The sequence below is a fragment of the Pseudomonas sp. J380 genome, assembly GCF_009827115.1.
GTDB classification, from domain to species: domain Bacteria; phylum Pseudomonadota; class Gammaproteobacteria; order Pseudomonadales; family Pseudomonadaceae; genus Aquipseudomonas; species Aquipseudomonas paracarnis.
This window is the reverse complement of the sequence record NZ_CP043060.1, coordinates 100,040-121,601: the sequence shown is the minus strand read 5'-3', so window position 1 is coordinate 121,601 and position 21,562 is coordinate 100,040. Positions and strand designations below refer to the sequence as shown.

37 protein-coding genes and 1 tRNA gene are annotated in these 21,562 nt (G+C 58.0%); 21 read left to right on the top strand and 17 right to left on the bottom strand.

Annotation, left to right across the window (positions count from 1 at the left end):
• Positions 1-147: 147 nt before the first annotated feature.
• The 13 genes from FXO12_RS00785 to FXO12_RS00725 form a co-directional block, all read right to left on the bottom strand.
• The gene (locus FXO12_RS00785) at positions 148-828 is read right to left on the bottom strand and encodes a hypothetical protein (protein WP_160049461.1); all 681 of its coding nucleotides are present in this window, start codon (positions 826-828) and stop codon (positions 148-150) included.
• The gene (locus tag FXO12_RS00780; protein ID WP_160049459.1) at positions 825-1,418 is read right to left on the bottom strand and encodes a recombination protein NinG; all 594 of its coding nucleotides are present in this window, start codon (positions 1,416-1,418) and stop codon (positions 825-827) included. Before FXO12_RS00780 ends, FXO12_RS00785 begins: the two co-directional genes overlap by 4 nt.
• On the bottom strand, positions 1,412-2,134 hold the full coding sequence (locus FXO12_RS00775; RefSeq protein WP_160049457.1) for an NUMOD4 motif-containing HNH endonuclease: 723 nt from the start codon (positions 2,132-2,134) through the stop codon (positions 1,412-1,414). The genes FXO12_RS00780 and FXO12_RS00775 overlap by 7 nt, the downstream gene beginning before the upstream one ends.
• Entirely contained in the window at positions 2,127-2,546 is a 420-nt protein-coding gene (locus tag FXO12_RS00770) for a recombination protein NinB (RefSeq protein ID WP_076965261.1), read from the bottom strand. The genes FXO12_RS00775 and FXO12_RS00770 overlap by 8 nt, the downstream gene beginning before the upstream one ends.
• Positions 2,543-2,743 carry a hypothetical protein gene (locus FXO12_RS00765; protein WP_160049456.1) on the bottom strand — a complete coding sequence of 67 codons (201 nt, stop codon included), beginning with the start codon at positions 2,741-2,743 and terminating at the stop codon, positions 2,543-2,545. Before FXO12_RS00765 ends, FXO12_RS00770 begins: the two co-directional genes overlap by 4 nt.
• The gene (locus FXO12_RS28855; protein WP_256678911.1) at positions 2,740-3,135 is read right to left on the bottom strand and encodes a hypothetical protein; all 396 of its coding nucleotides are present in this window, start codon (positions 3,133-3,135) and stop codon (positions 2,740-2,742) included. Before FXO12_RS28855 ends, FXO12_RS00765 begins: the two co-directional genes overlap by 4 nt.
• Complete coding sequence (locus FXO12_RS00755; protein ID WP_160049455.1) at positions 3,135-3,944, bottom strand: ATP-binding protein; 810 nt, start codon at positions 3,942-3,944, stop codon at positions 3,135-3,137. Before FXO12_RS00755 ends, FXO12_RS28855 begins: the two co-directional genes overlap by 1 nt.
• A complete protein-coding gene (locus FXO12_RS00750) occupies positions 3,934-4,710 on the bottom strand; it encodes a YdaU family protein (RefSeq protein ID WP_160049792.1) in 777 nt (258 codons plus the stop codon). Before FXO12_RS00750 ends, FXO12_RS00755 begins: the two co-directional genes overlap by 11 nt.
• Positions 4,710-5,030, bottom strand: coding sequence for a hypothetical protein (locus FXO12_RS00745; protein WP_160049453.1), 321 nt, complete (start codon positions 5,028-5,030; stop codon positions 4,710-4,712). Before FXO12_RS00745 ends, FXO12_RS00750 begins: the two co-directional genes overlap by 1 nt.
• 2 nt (positions 5,031-5,032) lie before the next feature.
• Positions 5,033-5,836 (bottom strand): KilA-N domain-containing protein, encoded by an 804-nt coding sequence (locus FXO12_RS00740; RefSeq protein ID WP_160049451.1) that lies wholly within the window; start codon positions 5,834-5,836, stop codon positions 5,033-5,035.
• Between the two features lie 81 nt (positions 5,837-5,917).
• Positions 5,918-6,163, bottom strand: a complete 246-nt coding sequence (locus FXO12_RS00735) for a hypothetical protein (RefSeq protein WP_057978879.1) — start codon at positions 6,161-6,163, stop codon at positions 5,918-5,920.
• Positions 6,164-6,181: 18 nt separating this feature from the next.
• Entirely contained in the window at positions 6,182-6,391 is a 210-nt protein-coding gene (locus FXO12_RS00730; RefSeq protein WP_056786173.1) for a hypothetical protein, read from the bottom strand.
• Between the two features lie 29 nt (positions 6,392-6,420).
• On the bottom strand, positions 6,421-6,630 hold the full coding sequence (locus FXO12_RS00725; protein WP_160049450.1) for a Cro/CI family transcriptional regulator: 210 nt from the start codon (positions 6,628-6,630) through the stop codon (positions 6,421-6,423).
• 91 nt (positions 6,631-6,721) lie between these two features.
• Here FXO12_RS00725 and FXO12_RS00720 point away from each other — a divergent pair, with 91 nt between their 5' ends.
• The 17 genes from FXO12_RS00720 to FXO12_RS00640 all read left to right on the top strand — a co-directional run bounded on the left by FXO12_RS00720 (position 6,722) and on the right by FXO12_RS00640 (position 17,438).
• Positions 6,722-7,471 (top strand): helix-turn-helix transcriptional regulator, encoded by a 750-nt coding sequence (locus FXO12_RS00720; protein ID WP_122736703.1) that lies wholly within the window; start codon positions 6,722-6,724, stop codon positions 7,469-7,471.
• 81 nt (positions 7,472-7,552) lie between these two features.
• Complete coding sequence (locus FXO12_RS00715; RefSeq protein WP_160049448.1) at positions 7,553-8,128, top strand: hypothetical protein; 576 nt, start codon at positions 7,553-7,555, stop codon at positions 8,126-8,128.
• Between the two features lie 622 nt (positions 8,129-8,750).
• Positions 8,751-8,894: a hypothetical protein gene (locus FXO12_RS00710; RefSeq protein WP_160049446.1), complete on the top strand. Its 144-nt coding sequence runs from the start codon at positions 8,751-8,753 to the stop codon at positions 8,892-8,894.
• A 430-nt stretch (positions 8,895-9,324) separates the two neighbouring features.
• Complete coding sequence (locus FXO12_RS00705; protein ID WP_047882113.1) at positions 9,325-9,504, top strand: hypothetical protein; 180 nt, start codon at positions 9,325-9,327, stop codon at positions 9,502-9,504.
• 21 nt (positions 9,505-9,525) lie between these two features.
• Complete coding sequence (locus FXO12_RS00700; RefSeq protein WP_160049444.1) at positions 9,526-9,804, top strand: hypothetical protein; 279 nt, start codon at positions 9,526-9,528, stop codon at positions 9,802-9,804.
• A complete protein-coding gene (locus FXO12_RS00695; RefSeq protein ID WP_057978921.1) occupies positions 9,801-10,223 on the top strand; it encodes a hypothetical protein in 423 nt (140 codons plus the stop codon). The genes FXO12_RS00700 and FXO12_RS00695 overlap by 4 nt, the downstream gene beginning before the upstream one ends.
• Positions 10,220-10,435, top strand: coding sequence for a hypothetical protein (locus tag FXO12_RS00690; protein WP_014717880.1), 216 nt, complete (start codon positions 10,220-10,222; stop codon positions 10,433-10,435). The genes FXO12_RS00695 and FXO12_RS00690 overlap by 4 nt, the downstream gene beginning before the upstream one ends.
• Entirely contained in the window at positions 10,432-10,635 is a 204-nt protein-coding gene (locus FXO12_RS00685) for a hypothetical protein (RefSeq protein ID WP_057978960.1), read from the top strand. The genes FXO12_RS00690 and FXO12_RS00685 overlap by 4 nt, the downstream gene beginning before the upstream one ends.
• Positions 10,632-11,198 carry a hypothetical protein gene (locus FXO12_RS00680; protein WP_057978962.1) on the top strand — a complete coding sequence of 189 codons (567 nt, stop codon included), beginning with the start codon at positions 10,632-10,634 and terminating at the stop codon, positions 11,196-11,198. The genes FXO12_RS00685 and FXO12_RS00680 overlap by 4 nt, the downstream gene beginning before the upstream one ends.
• A 156-nt stretch (positions 11,199-11,354) precedes the next feature.
• Entirely contained in the window at positions 11,355-12,551 is a 1,197-nt protein-coding gene (locus FXO12_RS00675; protein ID WP_160049442.1) for a hypothetical protein, read from the top strand.
• Between the two features lie 7 nt (positions 12,552-12,558).
• Entirely contained in the window at positions 12,559-13,473 is a 915-nt protein-coding gene (locus FXO12_RS00670) for a hypothetical protein (protein WP_160049441.1), read from the top strand.
• A complete protein-coding gene (locus tag FXO12_RS00665) occupies positions 13,470-14,114 on the top strand; it encodes a lambda exonuclease family protein (protein ID WP_057712091.1) in 645 nt (214 codons plus the stop codon). The genes FXO12_RS00670 and FXO12_RS00665 overlap by 4 nt, the downstream gene beginning before the upstream one ends.
• Positions 14,111-14,704: a hypothetical protein gene (locus FXO12_RS28685; RefSeq protein WP_057978610.1), complete on the top strand. Its 594-nt coding sequence runs from the start codon at positions 14,111-14,113 to the stop codon at positions 14,702-14,704. The genes FXO12_RS00665 and FXO12_RS28685 overlap by 4 nt, the downstream gene beginning before the upstream one ends.
• Positions 14,705-14,773: 69 nt before the next feature.
• On the top strand, positions 14,774-15,100 hold the full coding sequence (locus FXO12_RS00655; RefSeq protein WP_054898958.1) for a hypothetical protein: 327 nt from the start codon (positions 14,774-14,776) through the stop codon (positions 15,098-15,100).
• 57 nt (positions 15,101-15,157) lie between these two features.
• A complete protein-coding gene (locus tag FXO12_RS00650) occupies positions 15,158-16,432 on the top strand; it encodes a DNA cytosine methyltransferase (protein WP_160049439.1) in 1,275 nt (424 codons plus the stop codon).
• 46 nt (positions 16,433-16,478) lie between these two features.
• Complete coding sequence (locus tag FXO12_RS00645) at positions 16,479-17,129, top strand: hypothetical protein (protein WP_160049437.1); 651 nt, start codon at positions 16,479-16,481, stop codon at positions 17,127-17,129.
• Positions 17,130-17,249: 120 nt separating this feature from the next.
• The gene (locus tag FXO12_RS00640; protein WP_125919917.1) at positions 17,250-17,438 is read left to right on the top strand and encodes a hypothetical protein; all 189 of its coding nucleotides are present in this window, start codon (positions 17,250-17,252) and stop codon (positions 17,436-17,438) included.
• Positions 17,439-17,863: 425 nt separating this feature from the next.
• Here FXO12_RS00640 and FXO12_RS00635 read toward each other — a convergent pair whose 3' ends face one another.
• Positions 17,864-18,112, bottom strand: a complete 249-nt coding sequence (locus FXO12_RS00635) for a hypothetical protein (protein WP_222932975.1) — start codon at positions 18,110-18,112, stop codon at positions 17,864-17,866.
• A 124-nt stretch (positions 18,113-18,236) separates the two neighbouring features.
• Between FXO12_RS00635 and FXO12_RS00630 the strand changes: the two genes are divergently transcribed.
• From FXO12_RS00630 to FXO12_RS00620, 4 genes are read left to right on the top strand one after another with little or no spacing between them, the layout of a single operon-like run.
• Positions 18,237-18,983 carry a metallophosphoesterase gene (locus FXO12_RS00630; RefSeq protein ID WP_054898950.1) on the top strand — a complete coding sequence of 249 codons (747 nt, stop codon included), beginning with the start codon at positions 18,237-18,239 and terminating at the stop codon, positions 18,981-18,983.
• Between the two features lie 35 nt (positions 18,984-19,018).
• Positions 19,019-19,237, top strand: coding sequence for a hypothetical protein (locus tag FXO12_RS00625; protein WP_054898949.1), 219 nt, complete (start codon positions 19,019-19,021; stop codon positions 19,235-19,237).
• A 2-nt stretch (positions 19,238-19,239) separates the two neighbouring features.
• On the top strand, positions 19,240-19,626 hold the full coding sequence (locus tag FXO12_RS28850; protein ID WP_240678617.1) for a hypothetical protein: 387 nt from the start codon (positions 19,240-19,242) through the stop codon (positions 19,624-19,626).
• Complete coding sequence (locus FXO12_RS00620; protein WP_240678621.1) at positions 19,512-20,675, top strand: tyrosine-type recombinase/integrase; 1,164 nt, start codon at positions 19,512-19,514, stop codon at positions 20,673-20,675. The genes FXO12_RS28850 and FXO12_RS00620 overlap by 115 nt, the downstream gene beginning before the upstream one ends.
• A gap of 79 nt (positions 20,676-20,754) precedes the next feature.
• On the opposite strand, the gene FXO12_RS00615 is transcribed toward FXO12_RS00620, so the two are convergent.
• The 3 genes from FXO12_RS00615 to ihfA all read right to left on the bottom strand — a co-directional run bounded on the left by FXO12_RS00615 (position 20,755) and on the right by ihfA (position 21,561).
• Positions 20,755-20,831: transfer RNA gene (locus FXO12_RS00615), tRNA-Pro, on the bottom strand.
• A 90-nt stretch (positions 20,832-20,921) separates the two neighbouring features.
• Positions 20,922-21,278 carry a MerR family transcriptional regulator gene (locus FXO12_RS00610; protein WP_003174972.1) on the bottom strand — a complete coding sequence of 119 codons (357 nt, stop codon included), beginning with the start codon at positions 21,276-21,278 and terminating at the stop codon, positions 20,922-20,924.
• Entirely contained in the window at positions 21,259-21,561 is a 303-nt protein-coding gene (ihfA, locus tag FXO12_RS00605; RefSeq protein ID WP_002553164.1) for an integration host factor subunit alpha, read from the bottom strand. The genes FXO12_RS00610 and ihfA overlap by 20 nt, the downstream gene beginning before the upstream one ends.
• Position 21,562: the final 1 nt, after the last annotated feature.

Below are 21,562 nucleotides of genomic sequence, written 5' to 3'. Positions count from 1 at the left end.
CCGGTCTTTCGCCTGCATTTGGGCAATAAAAAACCCGGCGCGGTGGCCGGGTTCTTGTTAGTCAGTCCTACACACGCAGGAATGACAGGATGGGTGAATAATGCGACATGGCGACATGATATTGCAAGCCCTTTTGAGGGACTATTTTCACGCAGCCTCCCCAGACAGAACCCCTACGGCCTCAAGCATGTGCTGTGCATCGACCAAAGCCTCGTCCACCATCGACTCTAGCGCTCCCTTGATGTTCTTATTCCAGCGCTGATAGGTGCGCTCTGTCAGGCCCTGGGAATCCCAGTTCGTCATGTCGTAGTTCGACTCGGCCAGGACGATCATCTCCCCCGGCTTCGACTCGGCCAATGACCTGGCGTGCTTGTTGGCGCGCGCAACATCTGCGTCGGCTGCTTTGTTGCGCCAATCCCACTGGCCCTCATCCTTGTTTTCCCGATGCTTTGGAGCTTTGACCTCGACCACGGCGCGCTGGATACCCTTCGACTGCTGCGGAACCGCCCAGACCAGCACCGCCTGCTGAGTGAAGCGCAGCGGCGCCGGCGAAGGCACAACCGCGACAAGTCGCCCGATGGAATCGATCTTGCGCCCACGGTGGGTGCTGTACTTCGCCACCAATGCATTCCAGTGCCGCGGGGAAAGCTGGGCGTGTAGCAGCTTGTGAACGATGCAGTCGGCGAGCAGTGCCGCATCCTTGCCGGTGATCTCCCCCTTGAGCTTGCTGGTCTGTACCCGCGGCTCGACGTTGCACCCTCCGGCGCTGTTGATGGTTTCCGCTGCCAGAGCGCGGACGACTGCAGAAATTACGTTTTGATAGTTCATGCTGCAGCCCTCTTGAGTTCTCTGGTCTTTGCCCGGTATTCGACCTTGATGGCCTTGATCTCTTCCACGGTGTACTTGCGAACGCTCTGGTCAGCTTCAAGCGCGTCAACGGCCTCCTGGCCAATGCGAGCTATCAGGCCGATCCGGTAGTCCACGGCATTGCCGGACAGGAACCGGTTATCCTGCTTGCTCTGGGCATGGCAGTTACGCTCATCGAAGCGCAGGTGTGGCGCAGAGCCGACGCTGCGGTAATGGCCGGCATCTACCGCGTTGCCGCTCCAGTCCAATGACTTGCCGCTGGATATGCATAGGTGTCCGGCGGCCTGGTCCCGGGTGCGGATGTACTCGTTGAACGCCTGCTGGGCTTCGCGCATGTGGTCGCCGCGGGTCTTGAGCGCTTCCTTGCGCACCTTGATCTCCCGGCGGCCGGCCTGGGCCAGCGACTTCTTCTCCTTCGCCTTCTGCACCTCTACGGTGGCCAGCGCACACTTAGGACTGCACACCGCCTGACCGAGGCGCTGCGGGACGAATGAGGCCCTGCATGCTGGGTTCTTGCAGGTCTTTGGCTTGGGTTGTTTGGTGGTCAGCATGGATTGCACTCCACAAACCTGCACCCCTCGGCCGGAGGGTAGAATTTCCCTTTTGCGTGACGCCCCTTGCACCGGTATCTCAAGACGTGAACCGCCACCCCAAGGGCTTCCGACGCCTGGACTAGGGTTGAGTAGGAAATACCATCGACAATCCAGGCTGCTGCCTGCCTTGCGTACATCCCCGGCTTTCTTTCGATATGCCTCCAGGCCTTGCCATTGCGAATCAGGCCTATCAGTTCCGCGCTAACCCCAAACCGACCACCAACGATGTTGTGTGGCTCAGATGAATAAAGAATCTCCACCACCTGCTCTTCATTGAGCTTTGCGTTTCCGCATTTCTCTCCTTTGAGTGCAGTCCCATGCACTTCTTTATCACCTGAGTTTTCGAGGCTTGTGCCCCAGCGCAGGTTTTCAGCTCGGCAATCGCTGCGCACGCCGTTGTTGTGACAGCACTGCATCCCCACGGGCGAAGGCCCCTTGAAGGACTCAATAACAATTGCATGCACCGTTCGCTGATAGCGCTTTGAGTTCCGATAAAGGCTTACGATTAGATAACCATCAAGCTTTCGCACAACCGGAGAAAGGATCTTCCCCCCGTATTCCCTGGGCCCATAATTTGCACGCATGACCCGCGGGAGCGACCTAACCCGACCAAGGCTTGATACCTCGTAAAGCCCCTCGAATCCGACGACAGCTTTCCAAATTTCATCAGTCATATCGGCCACCCCAGTGATCTTTCTGCGTCCATCTAACGCCATGCTCGGCGCCGAACGCCTCAACCCAGCAAATCAACTCGCCGCACTGCTTCACGGTGAGCTTGCTTGTGCGCTCGTAGATGACGTCGAAGCCGTTGCCGTCTACCGCAGGTATCATCTGTGGCTGGTCGCCCGACTCACGCAGCCAGGCGGCAGTCAGAAGGCGCTTCCAGATCAGGACATCCCACTTCTTCCCGGCGTGCTCGACCTGGGCGGCGATATCGGCTAGGGCCGCGTGCAGCGCCTTGTTCTGCTCCCCGCTGCGGTCCACTTCGGTGATGGCCAGCTTCTTGGGCTTGGCCAGGTCCAGGCCGGCGATGTAGCCCATGGCCTTGTTGCGGTCTGATTCGTTGCGGATCTGGAGACTGGTCATGGCGTCACCCGAAAGAATTCAATTTCGAATGGACCGACGTAAACCCGGACGGCAGGCTTGGAGTCGAGTTTCGTGAAATAGAAATGCCAGTTGAGCGGGCGGAACCCAAAGAGCAGCCAGCCTCGCTTGAACCCGAAGCTGATCATGTAGCCATCGCCACGGTAGTCGTCGCTGAATTTCCCGCGATTTATCTTCATGACTGCTCTCCCTGGCCCAGGGCGGCGTAGGCCGTTGCGCGCGTTTTCGGGCATGGCAGGCCGCCGTGGTCGGTGTACATGCCGCAAATCACGCAGCCGGTGTATCCAATCGAAGGCTCATGGAAAGGTTTGAAGGGGTGGCGTGCATCACGCTCCTTGCGCAGCGCATCGTTCTCAGCCAGCAGTGCGGTGTTAACGCGGCCATAGGCAGCGCAGACGTTCTTCAGTTCGTCGTTCTCAGCCAGCAGCTCCAGCGCCACCTCCCCCACGGTCTTCTCACCCAGGAAATCATCCAGCGCCTCGGTGTTGCGCTTCCAGTCGGCGCAGTCGGCCCGGTATGACGCGGCCTCAGCCCACAGCAATCCCTTCAGCTTTTCCTTGTCGATATCCATCAGAAGCCATCCTTGCCGCGTTGTGATTCCCATTCGAACGGGATCACGATCACCCCGCCCTCCCGAAGGCGATCAATGCACCGGTCGCCAATGGCATCCGGCAGCGCCTTGGCTTCCAGGTTGGAAACGATTACCGTGGGGCGCATCTGCTCGTACCGGCCGTTGATGATTGCGAACAGAGTGGTCAGCTCGAAGTCGCTGGGCTTCTCCTTGCTCACTCCTATCTCGTCCAGGATGAGCAGCGAGGGGCTGATCAGGCTCGACAGGATCTGGCTTTCGCTCTGGTCGCTGGTGCGGTCGTAGGTCGCCCGGATCGCTTGCAGCACGGAACCGATGGTTCGGTACACCGCCGTTGCACTCGACTTGGCCATGATCTCGTTGGCGATGGCTACGGACAGATGCGTCTTGCCGGTACCTGGCTTGCCCAGGAGCAGCAGGCAACGGCCGGCCTCGGCGATCTGCTTGAACTCGGCGGCATACCGACGGCAGGTGTTCAGCGCTTTCCGCTGTTCTGAAGTGGCAGCGACGTATCCATCCAGGGTTTTGCCCGCAAATCGCTTAGGGATCAGCGCGGCGCCGAGCTTGCGCTCCATGGCCATACGGATCTCCATCGCCTTGTTCGCCTGCTCGGCGGCCTCGGTCTTCTCGCGGGTGATCCGACTGCACTCAGGGCAGGCGCTCTTCAGCTCCTTGCCCAGCACCGGAAAAACCTTCTGCTCGAAGTCGCCGTGGGTCTCGCAGGTGGCAGGCTGAACTCGAGTGCCTGGTGGAAATTCGGGCGACGGCTGTTCGGATGGCTCAGATCGCATAGGAACCGTCCTCACGCTGAATCAGGCCAGCTGTGTAGTCGCGTTCAGCGAAACCGGTGTGGCGCGACTGGGGGAACTGGTGGACGTTGCTGGCAGGCTTCACTTCATCCTCCCAGCGCTTGCCGTTCAGCCAAGTGGTTGGCATGGGGATGTACTTGCCGCCTTCCTTGAGCCAGTCAGCGGAAACGACCTGCACGGACAGCCCTTTGGCGATCATGGCGAACAGTTCGTCAGTCACCTTCAGCTTCGCCCAAGACTTCTGCGCCTTGGCTTTGTCCTGCTTGCGCGGATACAGCGCCCAGAACTTCGGGAAGAGATCCACCTGCTCGCTCACCGTAGGTGCGCAAGGCTCTTGATCTATTGGTTCTTGGTTAGTGGTTAATGGTTTATGGTTATTGGTTAGGTGACCATCCGTGCACGCTTCGTGCACGACTGGTGCACGCTTCGTGCGTTTGGTTGCTTCGCGCTTTTCTGCAATTTCCTTATTTTTCAGTGCTGTAGCTTGGTACGCGCTTATCTCTTCCTGGATGCGCGTCTGTACGTAGCGACCGTCAACAAGTTCAAAGAACTTGCGCAAAACAAGCTCAACTGCGTCTGTTTCTTCCTTATTGCGCGCCCAGCACCAGTCGATTGCTTCTTCCAGGGTCGGGAAGCGCTCACGGTCGTAGCAGGCATCCAGTAGAAGCGTGTAGGCCCCATGCTCAAGCATGGTCAGGCGCCCAGCCTTCTTGTGGTAGTCACCTATGTTTCGCTTGAAGTAATGCATCATGCGACCCCCTTGAGATCGGCAGGCCGGAACGCTTCAAGCGCTCGCAGGGCGGTGTGGTGGCGACGCAGAGCGTTGTACTCGGCCTTCTTGGCCGCACGAACGCGCTGGAACTGAGCCTCGGTGAAATCCATCACAGGCAGGTAGGCGTCGTTGTACGGAACGAACGCTCCATCAGGGCGGCCATAAGCCTCGAAGTAAGTGTCGTACAGCGAGCGCAATTCAGCCTTGAGGGCCTTTTTAGTGGTCTGCGCCTTGAACAGCTCAAGCGCTGTCAGGGCGGCTCGTTCGATCAGTTGCTGGTAGGTCATGGGCTTCATAGTCAGAACTCCAGGCGCTTGATTTCGGAGAGAAGAGCCCGGCTATGGCGCTGAATGTAGATCTGGCTGAGCTTCTGCTTGCGGGATTCGAAGTCCATGCCCACGTCGATCAGAGAAGCGTTGACGCGCTGCAAGTGTTCGATGCACCGAATCTCGCAGGGAGTCAGGTGGTCGCGGATAGAATCGGTGGGGCTGATGCAATGCGCAGCGCGGTAAGCCTTGGAGGGCATGCCCAGGGCGATGCGGTTGATCAGGTCGAATTCATTACTGAAGTGGTAGTGCTTGGTTTCTTTGCCGGCGGCGAGACGTCCGTGCTTAATGGCCTCAGTCAACGCTGGAGCTTCTAGTCGAGCCCGCTCGCGCGACATGGCGCGATCAACGCCGTCACGTATATTGTCGGCTGCAGATCGTTTAACCGATTGGAAGGTGCGATATACATCAACCTCAAAAGCTGGCTCGATCCATGCGGCATAACGGATGGCGATGAGTTCATCGGCAAAGGTTCCACCGGCGCGTCCAGGGCGCTTCAAACAAACTGCTATTTTCGTAGCAGTTTCGAGAGCCCCAATAAAACCGGATACTGTTTCAGATTTTAGGAAGTTGCCAGGGCGCTGACTTTCGGAGGCTTTGCCGTTTTCCATTGCCGACCTGTGGAGGTCGTTCAAAGAGTAACGACCCTCTTCGTCGCGACGGATCGCAACGCCACCGATATTTACAGCGTCAATGCGCGCCACGTTTTCAGAGATTACGAATCGTGGCGCGGAATGGATTGAGGTGGTGTTGACATTAATCTGATGAGTGCGCATTATTCGCTCCAGACATTATTTGTATGTGCTGCACAAGAAGCCACCCTTGCCCGGTGGCTTTTTTGTGCTTCCGATTTACTGCTAAGGGTCAATTGGTTCATCAGCCCCTCCTTTTTCGGCCCTTTCGAGGCCCTTTTTGTGTTCAACCAGAGAAAGCAGAGGCGCTTTGCGCTTCATCTGCTCCATCTGGGCCTGGATCGCGAGTGATCTACCTGCACGCAGGTATTCTTTCGTCGCGTGTTCAAGGCTCCATCCGAGCTCGACACTTAACTGTCTAACCTCGTCCTGAGCCCCTTCTTCCAGGAGGTCGAAGGTTCTTTCAGGCATAGGTCCTCCATAGGGCTCTTAAGCTGATTTATCCTGTGCACAGGCATTCATCTCTCGGATCAGTTGGGCGGCACCTAAGCGGCGCGCGATCATTGAAAGCTCATGGATATAAGTAGCGAGCTGCATGCCCGCCTGCTTTGCTTCCATGCGCAGGTAGCGCAAGTCTTCGGGGGTGAATCGCGCCTTGATAACGGCGCTGCGTTTGTGGGATGGGTCGTCGTATGCCATTGGTGAGGCTCCTTGGTTGTTCGAAAGGGTTAAGCGGCTTGTTGAGGGATGCTCGGACGGAGATCGCGCGCCTTGATGGCGCCGTTGGTTACGATTTCCGCACGCATGGCCACTTCGGCGGCGCATCCGTGGAGACCCCGAACCCATCCGCTCACGGTCCCCTGTTTCACACCGAGAGCTGCTGCCGTGGCGTTTTGCGAGCCGAAATGCTCGACCAGCTTGTTAAAGGAATTGTTCATGATTCTCCGCCCATATAAAGGGATGCCTTTATCATATGGCAAAGGTATACCTTTTTGCAACTTCAAAGGACAACCTTTAAATTCACCCGCTATGGAACTCAAAGAACGACTCAAATACGCACGCAAGAAAGCTGGCCTTACTCAGGTCGAATTGGCCGAGCGCGCCGGGATTAAACAGGCATCTGTTTCAGAGATTGAGCGAGGGCTTACTAGGTCTAGCGGGCATCTTGTGAAGCTTGCTCAGATTTGTGGCGTAGACCCTGTTTGGCTATCCGAGGGAACCCGGTTTCCTGGCAGCCAATGGGGCGCCGTGATGTCGGAGCCTCAGCCGATGCTGGAGCCGCCAGAGCTGCTCTCCAACGCGACGATGATTGGGCCTATTGACGTCTGGGATGACGACACCCCTCTGGACGATGACGAGGTGGAACTACCTTTTCTCAAGGAAGTGGAGCTTTCGGCCGGATCTGGTCGCACCGCCGTTCAAAAGTCCAGTACTAGAAAGCTTCGCTTTGGCAAGGTGACCCTGCGCAACCAGGGTGTGCAGCCTGACCAGGCGGTGTGCGTGACTGTTCATGGCAATAGCATGGAGCCCGTGCTGCCAGATGGAAGCACTGTCGGCGTTGATTTGTCCTCGACAACAGTGAAGGACGGCAAGATGTACGCCGTAAATCATGATGGTGAGCTACGCGTAAAAACCCTTTACCGCATACCTGGTGGCGGAATAAGGATGCGCAGCTTCAATATCGACGAGCACAAGGACGAAGAGTACACAGCGCAAGAACTCGCCGAAAAAGGCATCGTGGTGCTGGGTAAGGTCTTCTGGTCTTCAGTTCTCTACTGATCTATGGCATAGCGCCATCGTAAGAGTGGCCGGCCCTTTGTCATGATGATAACGTTCCTTCCTAACCAATGGAGGGAACCAATGAAATCAAAATTCTTACTTATTCTATTTTCTGCTCTGGCGATCTCGCCTGCTTTTGCCGCTAAGAAGCCGGCGGCGCAAACCTGGACCAAGGAGCCTGATAGTTTCATGGGTTTACGCTTCGATCAAAAGGTTGAAGATGCGCTCCCGCTATGCCCTCGGGGCACGGTTATCAGCAAGCAGATTTGCCACGACGCACCCTATACGAATCTCTACTCGGTACGTGGAGGGCCAGAGATTGGGTTTGGATACACGCTATCAGTTTTTTCTGGCGGGCCTGGAGTTGAGTCTTTCTACCTGACCACCAACAGCGACAACTTCTCAAAACTCGCAGATCTTTTCACCAGCAAGTACGGCGCGCCGATGGATTCCTCAAGCGAGACCGTGAAAACAAAGGCAGGGGCCTCTTTCACCAACGAGACCCTGTCCTGGCGTGGAAAAAAGGTCAGCATTACGCTGCAGAAGTTCTCGGGCGATATCAACACCTCTGCCGCGACCATAAGCGACATCGATGCTGCCGCCAAAAAGGCGGCTGAGCGAGAGTCGAAAGCCAGCAGCAACGCCAACAAACTTTAAAGCATCATGCAACCGGCCCGCCTCTCGCGGGCTTTTTTTTCGCCTGAACAAAAAATAAAGGCAAACCTGTTGACTCGAAATAAAGGCTACCCTATATTTGACTCCATCGAGTCACCCAACAGGGACTCGCCAGGGCCTCAGGGCCTGACCGCTCTTTAACAACATGCGCAATACGAACAAAGACGGCACTGCCTCTACGGCGACCGGAGATCAGATAGCCCCGAAAGGCTACCAACGCGAGGACCACCTCGGCGGCTGACTAGAGCGAAATGCTCGAACCGAGTGAATGACCCGATACGCGGTGCCAACGGAAAACCAGCATCACCTCTGCCCATTCAATGAGTGGGCTTTGGGATGCGGACGAAACTGCGGCCTATAACCGCCCACCTGCATCACCGCAACACGCAGATGAATGCCCGGGCTGACGGGCAAGTGTAAGACCTGAGGGATCGCGGGAATCGTGGCCGATAGAGTGAGTAAGCGCCCAGATGGCCACGGCGAGTCCGAGAATAAGCGGCTGAAACCTTCGCCCCGGTGAAACTCCGGTGTCACTAAGGCCGCTAATAGTCGTGCCGGGATCAGCTCCGGTCATCTGCATCAACCACCTCAACCGGAGATCACCATGCTCCTACTGTTCCTGATCGGCGCAGCGCTCAGCCATGCGCGGCCAGAACCGCCAACTGATGACGGCCTGCCAACCGGTCCCTTGCGCTTCCATCGTGAGCGCTGGCGTTCCAGATCGGGGCTGTTGGCGTTCTGGCGCTGACGGTCCCGCCAAAAACTCACCCAGGCGTCACGTAGGGAGATCTATGTGTCGCACCGAAAGCCCGGGCAATGTTCGGGCTTTTTTACGCGCCTCTATTACGTCAGCACTCCTCCCCCGCGCCCATCGGCAACCAGCGGGAGGCATGAGTGTTGACGAATACAGGTGAACCAACCGGAGATTGTGATGAAAACCAAGGAAATAACCTTTACCGCATCCAGCATTTTTTCGGAACCCACCAGCAGCAGCTGGCTTCGCGTTACCGCCGACGCTGATCCCTCGGATGTTCTCTAGTGCTTCGAACTGGGCGAGGTGATTGAAGAGTTCGGCGCCGACGACCTGCTTGAGCATATGGGCATCACCAAGGTGCGCGAATGGCTTGAAGCGAACGAATAGCCCGCCTAACCGGGTGAACCAACGAATGGAGAGATTCATGAGCAAGTGGAATTACTGGAGTCGAGGGCATGGCAGGCCAAGCGATGCTGCCGGGCTCATAGACGTCAAATATCTTGATGGAAAAGAGTTTGCCCAGAAGCAGGCCGAGAACTGCTATTGGGGTGCCGACAGCCTCATTGAGTACTGGCGACCTCATCAGCCCAATTCTGCCGCCTAACCCCAAACACTGGAGGTCGCCATGCATAACTGTACTGAAACTCAAGCGGTGTGCCGAGGATGCGGCCTCAAGCTGCGCGGCTCGCCATCGTGGAAAGGCGGCCTCGCCCATCACCCGGAGCCGAAAGGCGAAGTCCACCAATGCCACTACGGCGGCTGGGTCTGCTCGCGCCGCTGCGACATCCGCGCCTGCGTCGAGCTGGAAGGAACGATGCCAGGCTGCGGTGGCGTGAACGGCTACGAGCGGCTTTCCATCTACGCAAAAGAGAGCATTGAGCGCCACTGGCCGGAGGCAGCATGAACGCAGCATTGAAGATATGCCAGGAGCGTTACGACGCTCAGTTGCCGCCTCCAGTGAGCGAGTCGGCGGTGGAGATTGCCCGCAAGGAGTGGATCGATAACGCAGTTGAAACGCTGGTTGATCGGCGCAGCGACGTGCAGTTCAAGCGCCGACTGCATTCCGCGCAGGGCGTGACGTTCAAGACCTTCGCCGCCGAGGTCGAGCAGTTCGCGATCAACAGTGACAGCAAGAGCCCATGTGCCATTGGCGAGATGGTCATTGCTGGGCTGCTCGGTGATCGCTTCCTGGCCCGAGACGGCGCCGAGGACCTGCTGGCGGTAGCCGACCCAAAAGAACAGCTCAGGATCATCGCTCAGAGCCTTGTTGAGCCATTGGCAGACGATGCATTGGCGGCCCAGGCCGAGGACGAAGAACTATGAATACCCCTACCGCCCTCGCCCGCCTGGGCCTGGAAATCGCCAAGATGAAGAAGTCCTGCACGCCGGTACCGGACCGCACCTTCGTCATGGGCATGATCGAAATGGCCGAGTTCGCCGATCTGGTCGACTCCCCTACCGCCAACCGTTACCGCGATGCGCTTGACGCCAAGTTCGTCGAGCGCAATACGCAGCTCAAGGAGGCTGTCGCATGACCACGCCAATCCTGAAATCGCTGATCGACGAGCAAATCGAAGAGCTGCCCGCCGACCGCATGATCCTGGCCTTCACTCATACCAAGTGGCTGGGCGCCCTATCGCTGGCTCATGACGCGGGAATCCCGAACGTTCACGCCTGGAGCGGCCGGGCCTGCATGTGTGGTGAGTGGACTGTCGCTTATGAGGTGAAAGCATGATTGTTGATTGGAGTGGTGCACCAGAAGACTGCGTAGGCGCGCTTGTCGCCTGTGTTGGGAATATCCATTTCCCGAGAGTTACCTTTGTTAAAAGCGTGATTCATGAGCAAAACCGGGTACGTGGCGAGTCTTGTGATGGCTCAGCGCTTTGCGCTTACCTTGACGTGTGGGCTTATGAGGAAAGGCCCTGGACCGGCGAAGGCCTGCCGCCTGTTGGAACGCTCTGCGAGTTTGCCGGGTTCAATCCCGAGGAAACCATCCCGACGGACCCGCGTGTTGGCGACCAAGTAACGGTTATAGCCCACTTTATGAGCGGGTCTTTCGAGGTGGCTGCATTCACCTTTTATGCGCCTCCTGAGTTCGAATATTTGCAGGTCGCTCAAGGCGCATATGGATGCTTTCGACCTGTCCGAACGCCCGAGCAGATCGCGGTGGAAGAACGCGAGAAAGCGATCGAGGAGATGATCGCCGACACCAACATCCTCACGGGCATCATGAGGGATCGCCGAATTATGGCGGGCCAGCTCTACGACTCTGGCTACCGCAAGCAGTCGCAGCCATGACCTCCTACCAAAGAGCCAAGCGCTACTGCTTCTGGCGCGGGTCTGCCATAGCACTCTCCATCCTCACCTTCCTGATGTTGCTCAGCGCCCTCGCTGACCGAATCACTCAATAACCAACACCTTCAATCGCTGCGAGCATCGCGGCAAGGAATCCCCATGTCCGCAGAACAACAACTGGCGATCCTGCCAGCCAAAGAAGTAGCCCTGGCAGTATTCAGCGCCCCTAACGGCCTGGACCCATACCTTCAGAGCGTCCGTGAAGAAATCGACAAGTTCAACGCCTCGGCACCTGACGTGAAAACCAAAAAGGGCCAAGACGCGTATCGCTCGATTGCTTACAGCCTGGCGGGATCAAAAACGAAACTCGACAGCCTGGGCAAAGAGCTCGTCGCAGAACTGAAGGATGTACCGAAAAAGATCGACGCCGAGCGCAAGCGCGTTCGTGAGCTGCTGAGCACGTGGCAAGAGGAAGTTCGCAAGCCGCTGACTGACTGGGAAGTCGCCGAGCAGGCTCGCAAGGATCGGCACGTCGATGCCGTACAGGCAATTGCGGATTTTGCCTTGGATCTGTCGGACGTCACCGCCGCGGAACTGCTTGAGTCTATCGCCTCGGTTGAGGCGGTGAAGATGGGCGAGCACTGGGAAGAGTTCGAGGCTGATGCTGCCCGCACCAAGGATCAGGTTCTGGACAAGTTGCGCACCACCCTCGCCGCCCGCCAGAAATATGAAACCGAACAGGCGGAACTGGTCAGGCTGCGCGCCGAAACAGAAGCGCAGGCCCAGCGCGAACGTGACGCCCAAATCGCTCGGGAAGCTGAGGAGCGCGCCCGCCGCGAAGCCGAGCAGCGTGCACAGGCAGAGCGTGATGCCGCAGCCAAGCGTGAAGCCGAAGCAAAAGCCGCCGCTGATCGCCGCGAGCTGGAGTTGAAGTTGGCTGCTGAGCAATCGGAGCGAGCCGCCGCCCAGGCAGCGCGGGACAAGATCGAATCGGAGCAGCGCGCCGCGCAACAGAAGATCGAAGACGAGCAGCGACATAAGCAAGCGATGGCTCAGGCCGAAGCAGATCGAGTAGCTGCTGAGCAGCGTGCAGAACAAGAGCGCATTGACTCGGAGCGCCGCCAAGCTGAAGCCGCTGAGCGAGCGAGACTCGCAGAGATCGCCCGGGCAAATGCCGCTGCCGACGAGATCAACCGCCAAGCCGCCGCGCGGGAAGCGGACAAGGCGCACAAAGCAAAGATCAACCGCGCCGCGCTGGACGCATTTATCGCCGGCGGTATGCCCGTGGAGTGCGCGAAACAGGCAGTCACCTTGATTGCTCAGCGCAAGATTCCAGCCATCGCCATCACTTACTGAGGTCGTCATGAACGAGATCATTCAAATGCCGGCACGCGAAAGCGCCGGCCTTACTGCCGCCGAGGTTCACCGCTTCTCGGCCGTAGAGATTCGCCAGCGCGTTAACCTGGTGCAGGAAGTGATGCAGGGCATCATGAAGCGGGAAACGCACTACGGCACCATCCCAGGAACCCAGAAACCAACCCTATACAAGCCGGGTGCTGAAGTGCTTTGTGTGACCTTCCGGGTTGCGCAGGAATACCGAATTGAAGATCTGTCCGGCCCAGGTGTAGCGCGCTACCGGGTCACTTGTGTTGGTCGCCATCAGATGACTGGCGTCGCCCTCGGCGAAGGCGTAGGGGAATGCTCGTCCAGCGAAGAGAAGTACAAGTGGCGCGGCGTCATCTGCAAAGCGGAATTGGACGCCACTCCGGAGAATCTGCGCCGGAAGAAATACTACAAAAACGGCAATACGGCCGACCAGATCCGCACCGAACCAGCAGACCTGGCCAACACCATCCTCAAGATGGCCTGCAAGCGGGCCATGATCGCCATGACGCTCAACGTCACTGCGGCATCGGACATCTTCACGCAGGACATCGAAGATCTACCCGAGGAGCTGCGGCCACAGGAGCAGGCTCAGGCGCAAAGCCAGAAGGCCGCACAAGTCCCCCATGATCCTGCCCTGTCCGCTTACTGGATTACCCAGGCCGAAGCTGCAATCACGCCCGACGCACTGACAGAAGTTTGGAAGGCCGGGGTGGCTGTCATCAATGACGCCAAGGACACAACAGCCTACGACCTGTTCAAGGCCGCGGTGGTGGCGTGCGGAGTGAAGCTCAAGGCCACCGAAGAGGCCAAGCCGGAAAGCGAGGACGTCGCAGACCAGCAGCCCGAACCACCAGCCGACGAAGAAGTTGAATTTGAGGAGGTCCCAGAATGATCATCGTGAATTGCGCGCAGGGGTCGGAAGAGTGGCACCAGGAGCGAGCCGGAGTTATCACCGCCAGCATGTTTGGCGATGCTCGAGCCAAACTGAAGTCAGGCCCGAACAAGGGCGAGCCAACCGCCAAGGCTCAGGATTACGCCTTCCGGCTGGCTGTAGAGCGAATCAGCGGCAAGCCGTTGGATGGTGGCTTTGAAACCTGGCAAATGCGCCGGGGGCATGAGCTGGAGCCCCAGGCTCGCATGGAGCATGAAGCTCAAACTGGTTTGATTGTCACCCAGGTCGGACTGGTCAAAACCGACGACGGCGCATTTGGCGCCAGTGCGGATGGCTTCATCGGCGAAGATGGCGGCTCGGAGTACAAGTGCTTCCTCGCCCCTGAAAAACTTCGATCGTTCCACATCGACAATGACGCCAGCGAGATCATGGACCAGGTACAGGGGTGCATGTGGATCACCGGTCGCAAGTGGTGGCACATCGGGATGTACTGCCCTGCCCTTGAATCGGTCGGACGACAGTTGTGGTGGCAGGAATTCAAGCGCGACGACAACTACATCGACAAGCTTGAGGAGGAGCTTTGGGAGTTCAAGCTGTTGGTGGACGGATATGAGGAGAAACTGCGGAGCAAAGCAGCATGATCAGCATCCTACAGAACGAAGTAGAACGCCTTCGGCCGGCATCCGAAGATATCGCTGCCAGGACTGCACTGTTCCTGGCGACGGGCGGAAGGATCGAAGAAGGCCCGGCCAGCGGGTACGTCCCCAAGCCAATCACCTACAAAACACAGATGCCGCCCGCGCCAAAACCTTTCGTTCGGCGCAGGGTTGAAGCAGCTCCCCTGCCCCTGGACAGGGAAGATGTTCGGGAGCAGGCCAGGCTAAAGCTGGTGGAGCACATGCGCCAACTGAGCGCCACGCACACCCAGACAGAGGCCGCCGCCGCTCTTGGCATCAGTCGCCGCAACGTCTACAAGCACGCCACCATGAACGACATCACGTTCAAGAAGCCGGAACGAGGCGGTGCGAACAACAACTACCGCCGAGACCAAATGGGCGAGCGCGACGCGAAGTACGCCGAGCGCATCCGTGCATTCCTGGAGCTTGGAATCACACGGCGCCAGTGCTGCGGAAAGCTCGCCATCAACAATAAGGCCTTTGAGCGGATCATCGCGGCCCACGGCATCGACTATCCAAAGGCCCGGCGTGGAAGCACCTCATGCGCCGCATAGCCCGCACCCAGCAACGCAAACGTCAAACCTGGCTCGCACTGCCCGCCAGCGGAATAGAAGAGGTAGGCCATGGCCAAGACTGTGCAGGAGCGCTCGGCGAAAACCGCCAGGAAGCGCGTGGCACTTGCCGAAGAGGAATTGAGGCTCAGGGTTCGCCCCGGCACCCGACAGGCACTGGCCGACCTGATGGAGTGGTCAGGCATTACTGAGCAGGGCGAGGCGATGACGCTGATGATTCATCACCTGCACGCGATGGGCGCCGCGAAGTGCCAGCCGCTACTGAATCCGCCGCGCCACGAAATCGAGATATCGCAAAACGTGGCGAGGGAATTCCGCAACAAAAGCCTTCTCGCCATCCAGAAAGACCCGGGCGACGAGATCATCGAACCCGCATAACCCCCCCTACTCGCTGCATCCGGTAACCGGAGGGCGGCGCCTGACTGGAGATACACCGTGGAAATCACATACGGCTCAGTTTGCTCCGGCATCGAGGCGGCTACGCAAGGGTGGCACCCGCTGGGCATGCGCGCCGCCTGGTTCGCCGAGATTGAGCCTTTCCCTTCGGCGGTACTGACTCACCACTACCCCGATGTGCCGAACCACGGTGACATGACCAAGCTGGCAGCCCTGGTGCTGGCCGGCAAGATCCCGGCGCCGGACGTGCTGGTCGGCGGCACCCCGTGCCAAGCCTTTTCTGTCGCCGGTATGCGCGAAGGCCTCACCGACCCGCGCGGCGCCCTCACCATCAAATACGTGGAGCTTGCAGATGCAGTTGACTATGTTCGAGCCATCAACGGCAAACCCGCCAGCGTCATCGTCTGGGAGAACGTCCCCGGCGTCCTCAGCGACAAAGGGAACGCCTTCGGATGCTTTCTTGGCGCGCTTGCTGGGGAAGACTGCGAGCTGCAGCCTCCAGGGAAGAAGTGGCAGGACGCTGGTTGTGTGTATGGACCCAAAAGAACAATCGCGTGGCGGATCTTGGACGCCCAATATTTCGGCCTGGCCCAACGACGCCGCCGTGTGTTCGTTGTCGCAAGTGCTAGAGAAGGGTTCGATCCCCTCGAAGTACTTTTTGAGCGCGACGGCGTGCGCCGGGATACTGCGCCGAGCAGAGAATCGCGGGAAGATGTTGCCGGAACCCTTAGCGCTCGCACTTCGGGCGGTGGCGGGCTAGGGACTGACTTTGATCTAGCTGGAGGCGTTCAGGCTGTGACAGCGTTCACCTGCAAGGACTATGGCGCAGACGCCGGGCCAATAGCGCCAACCCTTCGTGCCATGAACCATAGCGGCAGCCATGCAAATGCAGGTGGCCAAGTCGCGGTATGCGTAACCGGCGAAATCACTCACACACTCAAGGCCGAAGGCTTCGACGGAAGCGAGGACGGCACGGGGCGGGGTCAGCCAATTGTGACTCACGCAATCCAGGCGGGCGCACTTCGCACAAACCCTGCGAGCGGACCGGATGGTGTGGGAGTACAGGCCGATCATGCCTACACGTTGGAAGCTCGCGCCGAGGTACAGGCCGTTCAGTCTGGGTCAGCAGTTCGCCGCTTAACTCCCACCGAATGCGAGCGACTTCAGGGATTCCCTGACGACCACACTCTAATCCCCTGGCGCAACAAGCCCGCCGACGAATGCCCGGATGGCCCGCGCTACAAGGCGATCGGCAACAGCAAGGCCGTCACCGTGGTTCGCTGGATCGGCCGGCGCCTTCTGCAACAACTCTGAACTCCCACACTCCACCGCCCGGGCATGGCCCGGCAAGGAAACAGCTGTGTCCGAAGTAAAGCGTTACCACCTAACCGAAACAGGGCTTGTAGAGGGTGAATCACTGGGGAGGCTCAGTGTTGTGCTGGCGGCTGACTTCGACCGCGTAACCGCCGAGCGTGACGCGGCTCTGGCTGAGCTTGGGCGCTATCAGTCACTTTTCAATCAGGCGCAGAAGGCAATCGACCGCCTGAACGAACTTCATCGTAAGCGCATGGCTGAAATTGGACAGCGCCTGACCGCAGCGGATGAGCGGGCGGATGTGCTGGAGGGGTTGATTGGCGAAGTGCTAGACGCTGTGGGGCGTGAGCCCCTGGACTTGGACGCTGTACTGAGGTTGCGTGCCCGTATGCGCGCCGCACTCAAGCCAGCAGAGGCACCGCGCAACCAGTGCGACGGATGTCAGGCCGGCATCCCACTGATCAACGGAACACACAGAATGGGCCGTGAAGGTGGATACCCGGACTTCATGGGATGCAGTGCCAAGCTGTACAAGCCAGCAGAGGGTGGTGGCGATGTTGCACGACTCGCACTTCGCCCTGAAAACCAGCGCATCACACCGGCCCGCTTCAAGTGCCTGGCATGCGGAGAGTATCACGAAGGCTCCGGCAATCTACCGTGCCCAAGCATGTCGCCTTACTCGAGGATTGAGCAATGAAATCCCAACTCCCCACCTACTGCTGGTGCCTGCTGGCACTGGCACAACTGATTTGCTGAAACCTCTGTAACCCCTCCCCATTCAAAGTCAGCCGCTATAGCGGCAAGGACGAACTCGCCCATGAAAAGAACAGTCGTGCTAACCGGCAAGGCAGTCGTGAACTTCCGAAAGGTCATTGAGAACGTCGATGACGACGAGATGGAGGAGCTGCTGGCAAGCAATGACCACCGTGAATCGCAGATTGACGACGATGATCTGCTCGATATCGAGTGGATCCATGACGAAGTGGATATCAAGGTGACGCCATGATCGCCACCCTCTGGTTCGCCTACCGGCCCACATTGAGGCTCAGGCGATCTTACTTATCTCACACGGAGCGTCACGCTTCGGATGCTTGGCTATGCAAAGAAGGTATGAGCGCCAAGCCTTGAATGCTAACTGCTGCCTATCAAAAGCTGCCTGCCATTGCTCACCGCCGACAAGCTCGATGGGAATGGACATCATTAGCTCAGTCGCAAGATCGAGTTCTTGGACGAGCTCGCGCCCATTGGGCATATCAACAATTAGAGATCGCATAGCTGCCTATCTTTTTTTGGTAACTGATCGACCATCTAACTCATTGATAGTGCTTGGAATCCGACCAATTGGGGCGACATAAATACGGTTTTGTGAACCAGCACTACTTTTCGCGGGCATAAGGAAAGCTTCCCCACCTTATGCCTGCCGCAGACGCCTTAGGGTAATTGGCTGTCAATCCAACGCTCAGCGCTAGCCATTGCTTCGTAAAGGGCGGCTGGGTAGTCAGGCCATGGGCCTTTTAGTTCGGCAGCGACTTCACCAAAGCCATGAATGGGCGCCGGCTCAATGATCTTCGCGGAAATTGGCGCATCGTCGTTTGGACGTCGCCAGTCGAACTTGAGGAACATTACGTGGCCGCGATAAGCGTGCGCTATTGGTGCATCGAAGTTGTGTGACACGTCCATGCCTCATCACGAGCAAAGTTGAACCCTTTTGTACACCAAACTCGACGCAGTAGAAATCTAGGCAAAAAGCCATCACCCAATCCCCCTACATGCCTGCCGGTGAGCGGCGGGCGAGGTATTTCACATGCTCGAAACTATCGAGGTGTCGCGCGTGAAGCGCTTCGCCGCAAACACGGCTGGACGGGATTTCGCGGTCGGTGATATCCACGGGCACTTCACCCGGTTGCAAGCCGCTCTGGATGCCGTCGGATTCGATCCCGCCGCTGACCGACTCTTCAGTGTTGGCGATCTAGTCGACCGCGGGCCCGAGTGCGAAGACGTGATCAAGTGGCTGAACAAGCCATGGTTTCACCCAGTACGTGGCAACCATGACGATTACGTGTGCCGTTTCGATACCTGCGACATCGGCAACTGGATGTACAACGGAGGCGTTTGGTTCGTTGGTCTACCGCTGACAGAGCAGCAGAACTATCAGGTTATTTTCCAGGAATTGCCGATTGCGATCGAGGTTGAGACGGCCCAAGGCCTGATTGGCATCGTCCACGCAGATTGCCCGTTTCCATCCTGGGGGCAGCTTCGCGATGAACTGGAATCGCCCGAAAGCAACAAGCGGCTCAAGCAGGTGCAGAACAGCTGCATGTGGTCGCGCAGACGGTTCGAGCATCAGGAAACACAGGGCGTCGAAGGCGTCCGCGCCCTGGTCGTCGGACACACCCCTATCCGATCTCCCGCCACGCTCGGCAACGTCATCCACATCGACACTGCCGGATGGATGCCTGATCGCGGCTATTTCACGCTGCTCAACCTGAAAACCCTCGAAACAATCCCCACAGCCCGTCCGGCGCTCAGCCAGGACTGGGACTGGGATTAACCACCTTCTGCCGCCCAGCGCGGCAAGGACACCCCATGTTCGCTATGAAACTCACCCTGACTGTACTGGGCGCCCTGTTGTACCTGGTAGGAACACTCGGCTGGTTCGGCTGGTTCGCTATCGACCTGCTGGACACCGGCACCACCGAGGCACTGCTCTACGCCTTCGCCGGCACATGCGCCTGGCTGCTGATCAGCTTCGGTCTGGCAATCCACATCATCAAGACAGCGCGGCCCACGGTGGGCGGGAGGTAGGTATGGGCGCGCAACAACTGATGCCGCGATTTATACGAGCAAAGGAAGCGCCTGGATACCTGGGCATGTGCCGGGCAATTTTCGACGAGACCGTCCGGCCCTTCGTCAGCGAGTTTCCCATCGGCGGCCGCGGCGTAGGGTTTGACCGACAGGAGTTGGACGACTGGGCCACGGCATACGTCGAGGCAAAGGCGATTGATAAAAAAGGCGCAACGGAGCAACAATCGCCCCGCAGCGAGCGCCAGAAAGGAGATAAATCATGGCGCGAAAATCGATCACAGGCCTCTCCCAAAGGAAAGGCATCTGGCATATCGACAAGAAAATCAACGGAGAACGACTTTACGAAAGCACTGGAACTGGTGACCGGGAAGAAGCGGAACGCTACCTGATCTTCAGGCTTGAGCAAATCCGGCAGCAGAAGGTGTACGGCGTGAAGAAGGTCAGAACGTGGCGGGAGGCGGCGACTCGCTTTCTGCTGGAGTTCAAGGACCAGCCTTCAATCAAGCTGTCGGCCCATCACCTTTCGCAGCTGGACGCCTTCATTGGCGATATGCCGCTGACTCACATTGACGACCAGGCCCTGGTGCCGTTCATCAAAGACAGGCTGGCGACGAAGAAGCTGGAAGGCGGGAAGGTAAAGAAGGGAGTCAGCAACAGAACGGTGAATATCTCGATCGAGCGTGTGGTTCGGGTTTTGTCGTTGTGTGCTAGGAAGTGGCGAGACGATGAGCGCAGGCCGTGGCTGGATAGCGTGCCGATGCTCACGAAGCTGGAAGAGAAGAAGTCGAGCCGCAAGCCGTACCCGATGTCATGGCCGGAGCAGTCGATTCTTTTCGGAGAGTTGCCGGCTCACCTGCAAACCATGGCGCTGTTCAAAGTGAACACCGGCACGCGGGAGCAGGAGGTCTGCAAGCTGAGATGGGATTGGGAGATCGCGGTACCGGAACTGGGCACCAGCGTTTTTCTGATACCGGCCGACTTTGGTGGCAGGCATGAGCGCTCTGGCGTGAAGAACGGTGACGAGAGGCTGGTGGTGCTGAACAGCGTGGCCAGGTCGATCATCGAGAAGCAGCGCGGTATCAGCAAGGAATGGGTCTTCCCTTACAACGGCACCGCGATGCACCGCATGAACGACTCGGCCTGGAAGAAGGCGCGGGTGAGAGCGGCGAAACTCTGGCAGGAGGAAAACCTTCGCCCCGCTCACCCTGGGTATGCATCCATCAGGATCCATGACCTTAAACACACGTTTGGCCGTCGGCTGCGCGCCGCAGGCGTAACCGAGGAAGACCGTAAGGCCCTTTTGGGGCACAAGAACGGCAGTATCACCAGTCACTACTCGGGCGCTGAGCTCGGGCATCTGATTGAAGCTGCGAACATGGTATCAGCAACCGATTCTCGCGGACCGATACTGACAATCTTGAAGAGGAAGCAGGCTTGAAAAAACGAGAAGTCACGCAAATGTCACGCACATGAAAAAGGCCAATGCTGTGAACATTGGCCTAAGTCATTGAATAATATGGTCGGGACGGAGTGATTCGAACACTCGACCCCTAGCACCCCATGCTAGTGCGCTACCGGACTGCGCTACGCCCCGACTAGGCGTGTTACTGGGTTCGCTTCTTAACGAAGCGAACCGGAATATACCGCAAGCTTTTGAAATGTGGAAGTATTTTTAAAGCTTGAATCATTTTTTCAGCACCACCAGTACATCTTCCAATTCGGAGATCATCTGGCGGATCAGTTGCTTGTATTGGGTGGTGTCGTCTTTGGCTTCATCACCGGACATACGCTGGCGTGCGCCGCTGATGGTGAACCCCTGGTCGTACAGCAACGCGCGGATCTGTCGGATCATCAGCACGTCCTGGCGCTGATAATACCGACGGTTCCCGGTGCGTTTGACGGGGTTGAGTTGAGGAAACTCCTGCTCCCAATAGCGCAGCACGTGTGGTTTTACCGCACACAGCTCGCTGACTTCACCGATGGTGAAGTAGCGCTTGCCTGGGATGACGGGTAGCTCGTCGTTATGACTTGGTTCCAGCATAAGCCTCAACTCGGGCCTTCAACTTCTGCCCTGGACGAAAGGTGACCACACGGCGAGCCGTGATCGGGATTTCTTCTCCCGTTTTTGGATTGCGGCCAGGCCGCTGGCGTTTGTCTCGCAGGTCAAAATTGCCGAAACCGGACAATTTGACCTGTTCGTTGTCTTCCAGAGCGTGTCTGATCTCTTCAAAAAACAGCTCAACCAATTCCTTGGCCTCGCGCTTGTTCAGACCCAACTCTTCGTACAGACGTTCCGCCATCTCAGCTTTCGTCAAAGCCCCCATA

What these genes read in the sequence shown, in the direction of transcription:
- FXO12_RS00785 (WP_160049461.1), bottom strand. Translation starts at nt 828, where the DNA reads ATGAACTATCAAAACGTAATTTCTGCAGTCGTCCGCGCTCTGGCAGCG.
- FXO12_RS00780 (WP_160049459.1), bottom strand. Translation starts at nt 1,418, where the DNA reads ATGCTGACCACCAAACAACCCAAGCCAAAGACCTGCAAGAACCCAGCA.
- FXO12_RS00775 (WP_160049457.1), bottom strand. Translation starts at nt 2,134, where the DNA reads ATGACTGATGAAATTTGGAAAGCTGTCGTCGGATTCGAGGGGCTTTAC.
- FXO12_RS00770 (WP_076965261.1), bottom strand. Translation starts at nt 2,546, where the DNA reads ATGACCAGTCTCCAGATCCGCAACGAATCAGACCGCAACAAGGCCATG.
- FXO12_RS00765 (WP_160049456.1), bottom strand. Translation starts at nt 2,743, where the DNA reads ATGAAGATAAATCGCGGGAAATTCAGCGACGACTACCGTGGCGATGGC.
- FXO12_RS28855 (WP_256678911.1), bottom strand. Translation starts at nt 3,135, where the DNA reads ATGGATATCGACAAGGAAAAGCTGAAGGGATTGCTGTGGGCTGAGGCC.
- FXO12_RS00755 (WP_160049455.1), bottom strand. Translation starts at nt 3,944, where the DNA reads ATGCGATCTGAGCCATCCGAACAGCCGTCGCCCGAATTTCCACCAGGC.
- FXO12_RS00750 (WP_160049792.1), bottom strand. Translation starts at nt 4,710, where the DNA reads ATGCATTACTTCAAGCGAAACATAGGTGACTACCACAAGAAGGCTGGG.
- FXO12_RS00745 (WP_160049453.1), bottom strand. Translation starts at nt 5,030, where the DNA reads ATGAAGCCCATGACCTACCAGCAACTGATCGAACGAGCCGCCCTGACA.
- FXO12_RS00740 (WP_160049451.1), bottom strand. Translation starts at nt 5,836, where the DNA reads ATGCGCACTCATCAGATTAATGTCAACACCACCTCAATCCATTCCGCG.
- FXO12_RS00735 (WP_057978879.1), bottom strand. Translation starts at nt 6,163, where the DNA reads ATGCCTGAAAGAACCTTCGACCTCCTGGAAGAAGGGGCTCAGGACGAG.
- FXO12_RS00730 (WP_056786173.1), bottom strand. Translation starts at nt 6,391, where the DNA reads ATGGCATACGACGACCCATCCCACAAACGCAGCGCCGTTATCAAGGCG.
- FXO12_RS00725 (WP_160049450.1), bottom strand. Translation starts at nt 6,630, where the DNA reads ATGAACAATTCCTTTAACAAGCTGGTCGAGCATTTCGGCTCGCAAAAC.
- FXO12_RS00720 (WP_122736703.1), top strand. Translation starts at nt 6,722, where the DNA reads ATGGAACTCAAAGAACGACTCAAATACGCACGCAAGAAAGCTGGCCTT.
- FXO12_RS00715 (WP_160049448.1), top strand. Translation starts at nt 7,553, where the DNA reads ATGAAATCAAAATTCTTACTTATTCTATTTTCTGCTCTGGCGATCTCG.
- FXO12_RS00710 (WP_160049446.1), top strand. Translation starts at nt 8,751, where the DNA reads ATGCTCCTACTGTTCCTGATCGGCGCAGCGCTCAGCCATGCGCGGCCA.
- FXO12_RS00705 (WP_047882113.1), top strand. Translation starts at nt 9,325, where the DNA reads ATGAGCAAGTGGAATTACTGGAGTCGAGGGCATGGCAGGCCAAGCGAT.
- FXO12_RS00700 (WP_160049444.1), top strand. Translation starts at nt 9,526, where the DNA reads ATGCATAACTGTACTGAAACTCAAGCGGTGTGCCGAGGATGCGGCCTC.
- FXO12_RS00695 (WP_057978921.1), top strand. Translation starts at nt 9,801, where the DNA reads ATGAACGCAGCATTGAAGATATGCCAGGAGCGTTACGACGCTCAGTTG.
- FXO12_RS00690 (WP_014717880.1), top strand. Translation starts at nt 10,220, where the DNA reads ATGAATACCCCTACCGCCCTCGCCCGCCTGGGCCTGGAAATCGCCAAG.
- FXO12_RS00685 (WP_057978960.1), top strand. Translation starts at nt 10,432, where the DNA reads ATGACCACGCCAATCCTGAAATCGCTGATCGACGAGCAAATCGAAGAG.
- FXO12_RS00680 (WP_057978962.1), top strand. Translation starts at nt 10,632, where the DNA reads ATGATTGTTGATTGGAGTGGTGCACCAGAAGACTGCGTAGGCGCGCTT.
- FXO12_RS00675 (WP_160049442.1), top strand. Translation starts at nt 11,355, where the DNA reads ATGTCCGCAGAACAACAACTGGCGATCCTGCCAGCCAAAGAAGTAGCC.
- FXO12_RS00670 (WP_160049441.1), top strand. Translation starts at nt 12,559, where the DNA reads ATGAACGAGATCATTCAAATGCCGGCACGCGAAAGCGCCGGCCTTACT.
- FXO12_RS00665 (WP_057712091.1), top strand. Translation starts at nt 13,470, where the DNA reads ATGATCATCGTGAATTGCGCGCAGGGGTCGGAAGAGTGGCACCAGGAG.
- FXO12_RS28685 (WP_057978610.1), top strand. Translation starts at nt 14,111, where the DNA reads ATGATCAGCATCCTACAGAACGAAGTAGAACGCCTTCGGCCGGCATCC.
- FXO12_RS00655 (WP_054898958.1), top strand. Translation starts at nt 14,774, where the DNA reads ATGGCCAAGACTGTGCAGGAGCGCTCGGCGAAAACCGCCAGGAAGCGC.
- FXO12_RS00640 (WP_125919917.1), top strand. Translation starts at nt 17,250, where the DNA reads ATGAAAAGAACAGTCGTGCTAACCGGCAAGGCAGTCGTGAACTTCCGA.
- FXO12_RS00635 (WP_222932975.1), bottom strand. Translation starts at nt 18,112, where the DNA reads ATGGACGTGTCACACAACTTCGATGCACCAATAGCGCACGCTTATCGC.
- FXO12_RS00630 (WP_054898950.1), top strand. Translation starts at nt 18,237, where the DNA reads ATGCTCGAAACTATCGAGGTGTCGCGCGTGAAGCGCTTCGCCGCAAAC.
- FXO12_RS00625 (WP_054898949.1), top strand. Translation starts at nt 19,019, where the DNA reads ATGTTCGCTATGAAACTCACCCTGACTGTACTGGGCGCCCTGTTGTAC.
- FXO12_RS28850 (WP_240678617.1), top strand. Translation starts at nt 19,240, where the DNA reads ATGGGCGCGCAACAACTGATGCCGCGATTTATACGAGCAAAGGAAGCG.
- FXO12_RS00610 (WP_003174972.1), bottom strand. Translation starts at nt 21,278, where the DNA reads ATGCTGGAACCAAGTCATAACGACGAGCTACCCGTCATCCCAGGCAAG.
- ihfA (WP_002553164.1), bottom strand. Translation starts at nt 21,561, where the DNA reads ATGGGGGCTTTGACGAAAGCTGAGATGGCGGAACGTCTGTACGAAGAG.